10 protein-coding genes and 1 pseudogene are annotated in these 12,420 nt (G+C 56.1%); all 11 read right to left on the bottom strand.

Annotation, left to right across the window (positions count from 1 at the left end; all coding sequences use genetic code 11):
- Window positions 1-21: 21 nt before the first annotated feature.
- A complete protein-coding gene (locus ACM6G4_RS24260; RefSeq protein WP_414914776.1) occupies window positions 22-2,385 on the bottom strand; it encodes an arylsulfatase in 2,364 nt (787 codons plus the stop codon).
- A gap of 79 nt (window positions 2,386-2,464) precedes the next feature.
- Complete coding sequence (locus tag ACM6G4_RS24265) at window positions 2,465-2,941, bottom strand: 2,4'-dihydroxyacetophenone dioxygenase family protein (RefSeq protein ID WP_056723163.1); 477 nt, start codon at window positions 2,939-2,941, stop codon at window positions 2,465-2,467.
- Between the two features lie 289 nt (window positions 2,942-3,230).
- Window positions 3,231-4,619: a DUF1254 domain-containing protein gene (locus ACM6G4_RS24270; protein ID WP_409079120.1), complete on the bottom strand. Its 1,389-nt coding sequence runs from the start codon at window positions 4,617-4,619 to the stop codon at window positions 3,231-3,233.
- Window positions 4,620-4,938: 319 nt separating this feature from the next.
- On the bottom strand, window positions 4,939-5,751 hold the full coding sequence (locus tag ACM6G4_RS24275; protein ID WP_056723160.1) for a hypothetical protein: 813 nt from the start codon (window positions 5,749-5,751) through the stop codon (window positions 4,939-4,941).
- A gap of 413 nt (window positions 5,752-6,164) precedes the next feature.
- Window positions 6,165-6,623: a glycine zipper 2TM domain-containing protein gene (locus ACM6G4_RS24280; protein WP_056723157.1), complete on the bottom strand. Its 459-nt coding sequence runs from the start codon at window positions 6,621-6,623 to the stop codon at window positions 6,165-6,167.
- A gap of 71 nt (window positions 6,624-6,694) precedes the next feature.
- Window positions 6,695-7,372 (bottom strand): DUF3313 domain-containing protein, encoded by a 678-nt coding sequence (locus ACM6G4_RS24285; RefSeq protein ID WP_414914777.1) that lies wholly within the window; start codon window positions 7,370-7,372, stop codon window positions 6,695-6,697.
- A 151-nt stretch (window positions 7,373-7,523) separates the two neighbouring features.
- A complete protein-coding gene (locus ACM6G4_RS24290; RefSeq protein ID WP_414914782.1) occupies window positions 7,524-9,002 on the bottom strand; it encodes a DUF1254 domain-containing protein in 1,479 nt (492 codons plus the stop codon).
- Between the two features lie 95 nt (window positions 9,003-9,097).
- Window positions 9,098-10,375, bottom strand: coding sequence for an OmpP1/FadL family transporter (locus tag ACM6G4_RS24295; RefSeq protein WP_082562914.1), 1,278 nt, complete (start codon window positions 10,373-10,375; stop codon window positions 9,098-9,100).
- Between the two features lie 288 nt (window positions 10,376-10,663).
- Window positions 10,664-11,692: an AraC family transcriptional regulator gene (locus ACM6G4_RS24300; protein WP_414914778.1), complete on the bottom strand. Its 1,029-nt coding sequence runs from the start codon at window positions 11,690-11,692 to the stop codon at window positions 10,664-10,666.
- 314 nt (window positions 11,693-12,006) lie between these two features.
- Window positions 12,007-12,219, bottom strand: a pseudogene (locus tag ACM6G4_RS24305) (site-specific integrase); the annotation flags it as partial.
- 104 nt (window positions 12,220-12,323) lie between these two features.
- On the bottom strand, window positions 12,324-12,420 hold a 97-nt coding region (locus tag ACM6G4_RS24310; protein ID WP_148057908.1), incomplete at its 5' end, for an NAD(P)(+) transhydrogenase (Re/Si-specific) subunit beta.

Raw genomic sequence — 12,420 nt, forward strand, 5'->3', positions numbered from 1 at the left:
TTATCCGGGCGGCATTGAGGGTCAAGGCAAATACGTCACGTGTACATCCTTGACCTTGCCATTGAATGCGAAGGGCGCACGCTCGAAATAGTCCAGGGTGACGGGGGAACCGAGGTCTTGAGCGACGTCGAAGGTTTCGCTGGCGGTGAACGTCAGTGCCGGAGTGAACGGTGTCACCCCTTTGGCGGCTTCCTGCCCGTCAAGTCGCAAGCTCAGATTGGCCGGCGCTCCGGGCTTGGCTGACGACAGGGTCGTTAGCACTTCGATACTGACTTTGCCTGCGGGTACTCGTTCGGCCGAACGCAGTTTCACTCGAGAGATAGCCAGCGCGTTGTACTCGTAGTTCAGGAAACCGTCATCCATGTACAGGCTGACCCCGCCACCGATTCCGCCCAAGGCATACAACACGCCGGTGGCGTTAGCTGGAACCTCGGCGTCGACGACAACTTTGCTGTTCTGATTGCGCAGGTTCGGAGCCGCAAACTCTGGAAAGCGCTGGACACGATCACTGAAATGCCATTCGCGTTGGCTGCTGGAGATTCGTGCAGTCGGATCGAGGAAGGGGTAGAGACCGGCACCAATCGGATAGACATGGTTAGCCTTGGCCTGCACGTCAAACTCGGCCTTCAGCTCCGCAAGTTTTTCCGGATTGCTCGCGGCTAAGTCGTTGGCCTGGGAGTAGTCGTTTTGCAGGTTGTAGAGCGACCATCGGTCATTCGCCGGATTCCAGCCCATGAACTGCGCAAAGCCTTGCACCCAGGGTTTGCGCGGGCCAAAGACCGAGGCCATCCAGCCATCCTTGTAGACGCCGCGACTGCCGAAGACTTCGAAGTATTGCACCGGTTTTTTCGACTTCACCTGAGCGTCGTTGAAGGTGTAGCGCAGGCTGACGCCATCCATTGGGTCCTGAGCGATACCGTTGACCTCTTTGGGTGGCGTGATCGACAGCACGTCGTAGACCGTCGGGGCAATGTCGTTGACATGGTGAAATTGCGCGCGAACCCGGGCGTCGGCCTTGATCTGTTTCGGCCAGGAAACGGCCAGCGGCGTGCGCGTACCACCGAAGTAGCCGGCGACCAGTTTAGTGCCTACGAATGGCCCTGAACCTGCCCAGGCCCACGCGGCGTTGTACATGCTTTCAAGTTTAGGACCGCCGAGCGCGGACAAGCCGCCATACATCTCGTCGAGGACTTTCAACTGCTGCTCTTTGGGAACTGGAATCCCGTTTTGGGCCAGCAACTCATTAATCGTGCCCTCCATCCCCTCGGAAGAAGCGCCGTTGTCGCTGAAGACATAGAAGATCAGCGTGTTGTCGCGCTTACCTTCACGCTCCAGTTCGTCGAGGATCTTGCCGGCCTGCGTGTCGGCATGTTCCAGGAAGCCGGCATACACCTCCATCAACCGTGCCTGATACTGTTTCTGTTCGGAAGACAAGCTGTCCCAGGCTGGGAGCTCCGCCGGGCGTGGGGTGAGGACGGCGTCCTGCGGGATAAAGCCCAGGGCTTTCTGGCGAGCGAACGTCTGCTCCCGATAGGCGTCCCAGCCACCGTCGAACTTGCCTTTGTATTTATCGGCCCATTGCGCATTCACCTGGTGCGGACCATGTACGGCACCCGGTGTCCAATACATGAAAAACGGTTTTGCCGGTGCGTAGGTCTGATGGTCTTGCAGCCAGTTTACGGCCTGATTGGCGAGGTCTTCGCTGAGGTGATATTTCGGATCTCGCGCCGGTTCGATTGGCGTTGTGTCGCGGTACAGTCGCGGTTCGTACTGAGAGGTTTCGCCGGCCAGGAAACCGTAGAAATGTTCAAAACCGTAGGCCGTCGGCCACGTATCGAAAGGACCGGCCGCCGTGGTATCCAGGGGTGGTGTGTTATGCCATTTGCCGAACGCGGCGGTGCTGTAGCCATATTGCTTGAGCACCTCGGCCATGGTCGCCGAGCTTTTGGGGATCTTGCCGGTGTAGCCTTCCCAGTCAGTGGCCAGCTCTGCGATGACGCCGTTGCCAACCCGGTGATGGTTGCGTCCGGTGAGCAATGCGGCGCGAGTAGCGGAGCTGATGGCAGCGGTATGAAAAGCGTTGTAGCGCACACCACTGTCGGCGACTCGACTCAGGGTCGGCGTATGGACTGCGCCGCCGACGGTGTCGGACTGCGCGAAGCCGGCGTCATCGAGCATGATCACCAGGATATTGGGGGCCTCGGCAGGAAGCCGGGATTGCTGCTGACGTTTCTGGTGCTTGGATTCTTGCAGCGTCGGTTTGGCGTCACTGGCCGAAGGCGTCGGCGGGAAGGGCAGCGAGTCTTGTGCGGATGCGACCGAGCTGGCCAACAGTGCGCAGAGTTTCAGGGTGAAACGTCCGGCGGGTTGCAGCTTCTGGGACATGAGTGTCTCCGTTTTTTATTCATTGCAACGACGCAGCCGCCCGGTCGAACACCGGACGGCCGAGATATTGGAGAGCTGCTCAGACCGCAAAACTGGTGATGTCTTTGGGCTCGATATCATTGGCTTTACAGAACGCCAGGTAACGATCCACGCTGGATTTCCAGTTCTCGATGGCCACGACGTTGTTGTTATCGTCGTAATACAGCAGGTCGCCCTGGGTGATGTTCAAGGTGATCAGTTCATCGCCATATTCAGTCAGCACGATCGGCGTATGGCTGGAACCTGCGGTTTCGAACACCACGCCGCCCGGTTTTGAGATCCAGTCGTGCTCCAGGTATTTCCAGCCACCCTTGATGGTGTAAACGATGACCGTGCCGGAGTGATGGTGCTTGGGCAGAGAAGACCCGGCCGGGGCCTTGAGCAGGGTGATGGTTTCCCCGCGAACCGGGTCGCACTTGATGTATTTGATGAAGATTTCATCGCTGTAAGGTGCGAACGGAACCCACGGCAGGTCCTCGTCGTTGATGGAGGAGGTGTCGATGTTTTCATAAAACATGCTTGTTGTTCTCTGTTGGACGGTGGAAGGATTTACACGGTGCGTTAAGAGCATCGTGAACAGGCCGTGCTCACACCGCCCCCCTCTTGAGGAGGGGGATCCATCCAATGGCGTTGAATTGCGGCATACGGAGTGCCGTGCAAATAACGCCAAAACAACAATATCTACGGTTTGCGGCCACCGTTGGCCTTTGGGTGATCAAAGCGGACGTCAGGGCCTCTGTGAAACCCTGACGCCCCGGTTCAGCGGCGGCACGCCAGCGCCGTCCGCTGTACCGGTCGTTAGGTGCTCAATTGATTTTAACGATCGCCGGCGGACTCCACGTGCCTTTGCCAGGCGGCAGGACGGAAGGGTTTTCCGTCTTCGGCCAATACAGGCGCATCACCATGTAGATCAGATCATTCGGTGCGGGCAGCCAGTTGCTTTCCTTGTCCGCGCCGGGCGAGTCCTTCTGGATGTAGAGCGTCAACGAGCCGTCTGCATTCTTCTTCATGTCAGGCAGCATCGGCGAGTTGATGAGGTAGCGATTGACCGGATTCTTGATCAGCAGTTGCGACTTGCCGTCGTACATGGTCACCGACCAGAAGGCGTTGACCGGCGGGAGCTGTCCAGCGGGAAAAGTGATCGTGTAGTTGTGCTTGCTGCCGTCAAGCGGCGTCCCGTCGGACAGGATCTTGGCCATCGGATACGTGGCCTCTTCGGCGTCGTTGGCATAGATGCCTGCTTGTGCGATGGCGGCGCGCTTTAGCCAATCACCCTTGTAGAACGCGGCATTACCGCCGGAACTCACGATGTTCCAGCCATTGACCTGTGTGCCGAGATGATTGACTGCATCCTGGACCTTCGCATGCCCAGCCTGCATGCCCTCGACCACAGCGGCCTTTTGCTCGGCGGAGAGGTCCTGGAAGTTGAAGTCCTTGCCGGCGCCAATGCCCAGACGGGCCAGCTTCGCGCGGATCGCCACTTCATCCGGGGTGGCCGGGGCAAACTGCAAGGCAAAGCCCAGATACTTGAAGAAGTCGGTCTTGGCCAGGGCCTTGTCGAACTTCGGAAAGTTGATCGCCGGCGCGGCAGGCGGCGCGGGCTGCTTGAGATAAGCCGATAACGGCTGGGCCGCATAACCGGACTGGATCTTTTCGACGTTTGGCATGTCCGCCGGATTGAAGAGCTGGGTGCGAAAGATCGCGAAGAGGAGTTGTGTTTGGGAGTGAAACACCTTCTTGATGCCAGGCGGGGTCACGCCTTTCCAGTCTGGGCCGACCAGCATGTAATCGCCGGCTTCGCTGCCGGTGGTACGGCTGCCGATGTAACCGAAGTTGTTGGTGTTGTTATCGATGAGCTGCACCGAGTAGTACCGCGGTTTCTCCACCGTCGGTACCGAGAGCACGATCGGCTCGCTACGCAGGTCCATGAACATCAAGGAATACGGCGTATCGCTGTTCGGCGAGACGATGGCCGTGTCCTTGTAGGTGAAGACATTGTGCATGCTGTGGATGTGGTTGAACGGTGCCTTGTACTGGCCTGAGTTCTTGTCCACGGCATAGTCGTACATGGTCGCGTAGTTCATCACGATGGGCAGACCGTAGATGTAACCTTCCTCGGCGATGGCTTTTGTTTCGGCGGGAGTGATGTCCGCTGCTTGGGCGTGCGTAAATCCAAAGGACGCGAGCAATACCATTGCACAGCCAAATGTTCTCGGTAGTGTGGTTATCATGAACTTGAAACTCCATTTTTCGCATTAGATGGGATTAACTGCTGATCAGGGGATATTCAGTGTCGCGTTTGCTCACGACTTGATATCTCATAACGCTCCTTTTCTTGCTGTAAGTCTTTGTTTTTTTCTGAAGCTGGTCGGCGCAAGCGCGACGCTGATCGAGGAGAACCACGACGGATGACAAGCTCAGACTGCTCGGTCAGTATAAGCAGCAAATCAAACTACGCTGCTGACATGAGAACAACTTGTCCTCTGATGCTAAAAGTAAGTCTTACGGATAGTTTCACTTAGGAAAAAGTAGCGTGTACGCCACCCGAAAGCCCCAACCGTGTGCACCATCCTCAGGACTGTCCGCCCAGTATCGCGGCCCTACCTGAAGGCTCATGGGCTGCTTGCCGACTTTGAACAATTGCGTCACGAACAGGTTGATCGGCACATTCCACTCCCTGGCTTCCCAGTCGTAAGTGGATTCTGTATTAATGCCAAAACTGGTGTACGACGCTGTGGTATAGACCAGAAAGGGTTGCAGATATGTCTGATTGACCTTCTCCTTGTCATTGGCCGGGTTGTTGTCCAGCGACCAGATGTGGTTCGCCAGAATACCGTTCGTCCAGCCGTTGGCCTGCTTCAACGCCACCGCTGTCGGTCCAATCCCCCATTGTTCGCTACTCAGTAGCTCATCACTACCGGTCGGTAACAACAACGCGGGGCCTGCACCCCAGATCCAGCCGTCCTCGGTGGGCCTTTTGGGAGAGAAAAAGAAGCTTTGCGTGGTGTCGCCCACTCCGCTTTTATCGGCAATGCCCCTCGGTGCCAGTCCATGCTGATCAATGACCGGGAGGATCGTGCGAGAGATCAGATTCCAATCGTCATTAAGTGTGAAGGGTAAAACCGGCTGGATATTGGTGACGCTCTGGATTCCATTGCCAGAGGGCCCCATTTTCTGATTCCAGTTGTATTGGATGGGCAAGCTATACAGTGCCGCGACTGGATTTAATGACTGTTTGGCCAGCTCCGCCTGATCGTCGGCCTGACTGGAAACGGAAATACCGAAAACCAAAGACGATAGCAAAAGTCGTTCAATGTACTTGTTCATGCGAATTCCTTGGATACCAATCGCCCCGGGCCCCTCGACTATCAACGGGAGCCTTCTAACGACAAGCAGAAGTTACTTGAATACCTCAATCTCAGTGGGCCGTACTTAACTGAAGCACAGCGAACAGCCACCCATTCTGTTGTTGATACGTCTTGTATTATGCCGAGGTTACTTACTTTACAAGTTTAACTTCTCCAATCAGTCATGTATTTGTCGGGTCTAGGCAGGAGGGCGTAAAGTTTACCGTTGCCGGTGGGAGGTTTTGCAGGAGCGAGCTTGCTCGCGATGGTCGTTAACGAATCGCGTGTTTACAGAATAAACGCAGCGCTCTTGAGTCCATCACGAGCAAGCTCGCTCCTACAAAATTTGTTAAGAAGGCACGTACGGTGTTTTACGAATCCGAACAGTCAGCCTTAACTGCCTTGCGGCACAACGCGGGCATCATTGCCTGAGCCCTGGATATACACCTTCGAGCCCTTGGTCAGGGACGGATTGATCGGTTGGGTCACCGATACCAGCACGCCACTGTTGACCCGCACGATGATTTGTTGCGCCTCGATCGGTTGGTCATATTTTTTCTTCTCGGCGTAGTTACCGCCAGCAGCACCGGCGAGCGCGCCGGCAACCATGGCGACGTCACGCCCGGTGCCGCCCCCGATCAAGCTGCCAACCGCCAGGCCGCCAAGACCACCGAGTACGGCGCCGACACCACTGTCGTGATTGGTCTGCATCTGCGTCAGCGATATCTGCTCGATCTTCCCTGAGCGAATCTCGATTTCACCGGCGCCGCCATCGGTTGACCCGACGGCGGAACAGGCACTTATCAGCACCGTCATCAACGTGACTGACAGCCAGGACAGGATTACTTTCATTGCGATGCACCTCGTTATTGGTATTTGATTGCAATGCTTGAGCCAACGTCTGTTGGCAGTTCAATCAAGGCTTAACTGCGAATGAACGCCCAGAGATCGACGTTCAACTTGTCGATCGCCGCTTTGAAGTCCTGGGCGGTGATCTTCTGGCTTTCGTTTTCCAGCGTTGTACCAAACACCTTACGGACTACCCTGGCGACCGTCTGGTTGGTTCTCGCATCGATAATCTCGGCCTCGATGAACAAAGTGCTGTCCTGATCACGGTGGCCGGTGGCGGCCTGTGTTGCTCCGACTACGGCGGCGATCGGCACCACTTCGTACCATTTCATCCCTTCGTTTTCGGCATTCACCCCGGTGATCGCCGCACGCATCAGCAGGGTTTTGGAACTCGCCGGCGCGGCGCCGGTATTGGAAACCACACGGTATTTCTGACCCAGGGTGCCTTTGACCTTACTGGTCATGTAGTTCTGGATGTCGGTCAGCGTTTGCTGGTTGACCCGCTCATCGGGCTTGGGCGCGGGATAGAGCTCCAGCTTGTTGAACACCACTGTGTCATAGGCATTCGGGTTCCACGACGGACTGACCCAACGCATTGTTGTGCCGCCGCTTGCCGTTTTGACTTCCTGCAAGTTGTTGTAGTTGGACAGGTAGCCCGAGTATTGCTCGACTTCAGTGACTTTCGATACGCAGCCGGTCAATAACAAGCTGCTCAGTGCAGCACTCGTTATCCATTTGTGCGAGAAGCTCATATAACGGTACTCCTTGAGGGATGTGTTCCTGAATGTCTTTTATTCAAGGTCAGACTCTGTGGACTTAGCCCTTTCGGAATAGGGCCCACTGGATCTCAGCCTGAGCAATCGAGCGACTGCTTGCTAACTGCAAGCAGTCGCAAGCGTCGCGTTACTTCGATGCCACCACTGCCGGCGGCTGCCAGCTGCCGCTGCCTGCGGGAAGAATTGAAGGCGGCGTGGCCTTCGGCCAATAGAGGCGCATCACCAGATAGGCCGTGTCGTCAGGCGCGGGCAACCAGTTGGACTCCTTGGTCTTGCCCGGCGAATCCTTCTGGATATACAGCGTCAGTGAACCGTCCGCGTTCTTTTTCATGGCCGACAGCATCGGCGAATTGATCAGGTAGCGGTTGATCGGATTCTTGATCAGCAGTTGGCTCTTGCCGTCGTACATGGTCACCGACCAGAAGGCATTGACAGGCGGCAGTTTGCCGGCAGGGAAGGTCAGCGTGTAGTTGTGCTTGCCGGTATTCAACGTCTGGCCATTGCCATCGGTACGCGTAAAGGGGTACATCGCCTCGGCGGCGTCATTGCCGTACAGACCAGCCTTCGCGGCGCCAGCCCGCATCAGCCAGTCGCCTTTGTAGAACGCCTGGTCGCCGAAGAACGCGCCGACGCTCCAGCCGTTGATATTCTTCATTCCGTTCGAGAGGAACTTGTCGACCTGCTCGTCGCCGGCCTTCATCCCGAGCAGGACCGCGGCCTTGTGCTCGAGCGAGAGGTCCTTGAATTCGAAGCTGCGACCGGGGCCTACGCCGATGCTGGCCAGCTTCGCACGGATCGCCTTGTCCTCAGCCGATGGCGGCACATACTGCAGCGCCGCCGACAGGTACTCGAAGAAGTTGGCCTTGATGCCCTCCGTGGTGGCCGGCACGAAAGCGATCTTCGGCGCATCGGGCGGCGCGGGTTGATGGAGGAAAGCGGACAGCGGCTGGACCTTGTAACCCGCCTGCACCTTCTCGACATTCGGCATGTCGGCCGGATTGAACAGCTGGGTGCGGATCAGCGTCAGTGCGAAAGGGGTCGTGGAGCTGAACACCTTGTCGATGCCTGGAGGTGTCGCACCCTTCCAGTCGGGGCCTGCAATCAAATAGCTCCCGGGTGCGCTGGCCGTGGCCCGACTGCCGATGTAGCCGTAGTTATAGGTGTTGCCGTCGATCAGTTGCACCGAGTAGTAGCGTTTTTTGGAGACGGCCGGCACGGTGATCACCAACGGCTCGGCGCGCAGGTCGGTCCAGAGAAAGGAGTACGGCGTGTCGCTGTTGGGGGTAATGATGGCCGTGTCAGCGGGGGTCGCGACCTTATGATCGTGGTGCAGTTGGTTGAAGGGGGCCTTGAACTGGCTGGACTTGGAGTCCACCGCGAATTCGTTCATTACGGCGTAGTTCATGACCAGCGGCAAGCCGTAGATAAAGCCTTCCTCGGCGATCGCCTTGGTTTGCTCCAGACTCGGCGCGGGAACGCCCTTGGCCACATCGGCCTTGTCGGCCTGTGTGATCGGATCGAGCTTGCTCGTGCACCCGGTGAAAAGCGTTGAACCTACGACGACCGCCGCAGCCAATGTCCAGCCACTGTGAGACTTCCTGTTCATTTTCACCTCGTTAGTTTTGTACAAGCCGGTGTCGTGAGCGTTCATGCCCACGGCTAGATACTAGGCATGACACCTGAAACGCTCTTGGATTTTTCTCAGTAGCGCCAAGTCATGTTGCCAGTCAGGGCTTGAATCCAGGCGTTGTCGAACTCGCCTGAGACACGATTGCCTGACAACGTTTTTTGCTGATCGACGGACATGTCCCCCATCCACACCGTGACCCAACTGAAATTCACGTCTGTCTCTTTATTCAGTGAATAAGTAAAGCCTGTGGCGAAGCGCCAGGCGGCGCCCATGGGCACGGTGAGCGTACGATTACCGTCGGACACGGCGGACGTGTCATAGGCGACACCGAAATCCCAGACCCAGTCCTGGTTCATCTGGTATTGAGCGCCAAGCGCCAATTGATACGTGTCTTTGTAATGCGCATCGATTGAAGCGGCCCGGGAACCGGTTCTGGACGTGTCTACGTCAATGCCGATGTCACCGAATTTCGACCAGTCCTGCCAATTGACCGAGGCCAGAACGGCCCATTGCGTATCCAGTTGCTGGTACAGGCTGAGGGTCGCCGTTTGCGGTACTTTCAGGTCGATTTTGGTGTTGAGGCTGTTGAGGCGACTCACCAACGGAGCACTGCTCTTCACATCCAGGCGATCCTCGAAGTCGAGGTCAACCTGACTGGTGTAAGCCAGGCCAATCCGGGTACCGGGCTTTGGGGCATAAATCACGCCTGCGTTGGCGCCGTAACCCCAGGTGCTGTCCCGGTATTTGTATTGGCCGTCACCCCGTTGTGTCAGTCCGAGCGGCGCCTGATCGATGGCGGCTTCGCTCTTCAGCATCCCGTACATGGCTTTGAGTCCGACGCCGACGGACCATTGATCGTTGAAGCGATAGGCGACACTGGGTACCAGTGACAGTCCCGCAATACTCGCGTTCTGCACGAAATAACGGCCGGACCAGTCATTGTCGTAGTTTACAGCCAGACCGAAATCGCCATAGGAGCCGAAGCCGACGGACCACCGATCATCCAGTTGATGGCTGATGAAGAAACTGCCACCCGGTATGGGATCGAGCGCGTTACCGCTGCCAGTGCCCGGCGTATTGGTTTCACTGTCCCGATCGAACGATAAGTCACCAAAAAGAACCTGAGCGCCAGCGGAGATCTGTGTTCCGCTGAGGTAGCTCAAGCCGGCGGGGTTGCTGGCAATGGTCGAAGGGCCTTGTGCCCGGGCCGCTGCACCGGCATTGGCCAGTCCGACGTTGTCGGTGGCGATTTCGTACAACATCAGGCCACCGGCAACACTTCGGCCACTGGTCAAGAGTGTCAGCGCACCAAGAACAGTAATCGACAACACACTTTTATTTAATTGCATGAAATCCCTCTCTATCAGATCACTCAGTCTATGTCGCTTGCATCGCCCCAAGGCCTGGGCATCGTCTTTTATTCGTGTGGCCTTCTTGAGTGTCTGCGCGGAACTCCACCCGCAGGTGCAACTAATCGCCAACCTCATGAACAACACAAAAAACCGAAGATCAGCTTTGCAATCAGCCTGTTGTTGCGTTCACTTTACGGCAATCATCAGAAAGGCACCTTGCATTTTCGGACAGTGCGCGCGGTATCACGGGGGTATGGAAGTGGTTGAATCAACCCCCAATGGAGGCTACCCCAGCCCATTTCTCCAATGCTGTGGTGACGTATTTGTCCACGTTTTGAATGCACGGGAGAAGGCGTTTGGATCCTGGTATTGAAGGGTCTGGGAGATTGTGGATATCGGCAAATCCGTATCTTTCAAGAGCTGCCGCGCGAAGTTGCTTCTGGAGTCGGTGATCAGTTCTTTGAGGTGAGAACCTTCCGCATCCAGCCGGCGTCGCAGCGTTCTTTCATTCAATGAGAATTGACTGGCGATGTGCTTGGAGTTTGCCTGTCCTTGCAATAATAGAGCGTATGCCTGACTCTTTATTTTTTCTGAAATCGTCAAATGTGACGTGGCGCTCGAAATAGTCAGTTTAAGTAGATGGTGTAAGCGTGGATTCGCCGTACATTGAATTTGTCGGAGTTGCTGATTGTTTATTACAAGTCCGGAAATGCTTGTATTGAACTGAATATTGCAGCGAAATTTTCTGATGTACGGGGTGATGTCTGATGGCTTGCGATATGAAAACTGCACACGAACGGGCGTCCAGTTAGCGCCTAATAAGGCCCGCAGCATTTGGAGGCCAACCATGACGGCAGTGTCGACAAGCAATGATTGATTGGGCAGGTCGTGGCGATAAATGACATATCCCAACAAACTGTGTTGGCCCGCCAAGGGAAGAAGGAGTGGGGTCGCGCCACGATCATAGAGGTTTGCATGTCCGACCAGGTCGTTCAATGCATCGCCTGGTGTAGTCGCAAGACGCATAAGCTGACCCACCGGACCCAAATTTTCCAGCGAAAAGCGCTCACCGATCAGCAGGCCAATATGGGGGCACTGAGTGTGTTCGAATGCCGTGTTGAACAGACGAGCAACGTCCATGTAGGCGAGATGGTTGTCTTCATATGCAAATTGCTCAAGGCTGATACCAGCGTCTTTGAAAACGCCTCGCGAGGAACCCCCTATCGCGTCAACTACTTCCGGGAACCTACGGAATGGGCTTGTACTAATTTCTCCCGGCCCGCCCATTCTTAATGATGATTTTTTGGAGGGCATATTAGCTCGCTATCATTCCTGAAACTGGCGCATTGGCCACGTTGGCGAACATCTGATACATGACGAGCAAAAGAGCGTAGCGCCCATGAGCCGGCGCCTGGCACCTCGCGACCGTTCTGCGCCGCCCCTCAGTCCTTGGGCCGAATCATCGAATACACGAGTCGTGCACATTAATTGAATCCAGAAATACATAATATTCAATACATTGGTTTTAGCACGGATGCGCTTTTTTTCAAGTGGCCCATAGAGACTATGCTCCACCCTAATAACCGCTTCCATACATCGACGAAGCTAGGTTAGAGGGTATTAGTGCACTTCTTCTCTTCGGCATAATCATGATGCAGGTAGTGGCGTCTCACCCGCGAGCCGGCCAGCACATGGTTTTGACAGCGATCGATGACATCCAGGCTGACCCCCAAGGCCTGCATCATGGTCGCGCCGGTACGGCGCAGATCACGCGGCGTCCAGTCACCGTACTGGCCGTCGGAAAGGACCAGCGTGTCGTCGTGAGGCCGTTGTTGCAGGGCGAAGGGGGTCTCTACGTTAGCCGCGGTGTATGCCTGTGCCTTGGACGTTGCTGGACTCTCGTAGAGCAGAGCACCGCTGGAACTCAAGTAAATACTAGCTTTGTTTATTCGACGGCCTTGACCATGTCTTCGATGACCTTCTTCGCGTCGCCGAACACCATCATGGTCTTGTCCAGGTAGAACAGCTCGTTGTCCAGGCCG

The sequence above is a fragment of the Pseudomonas sp. IT-P258 genome (assembly GCF_949767825.1).
GTDB classification, from domain to species: domain Bacteria; phylum Pseudomonadota; class Gammaproteobacteria; order Pseudomonadales; family Pseudomonadaceae; genus Aquipseudomonas; species Aquipseudomonas monachiensis.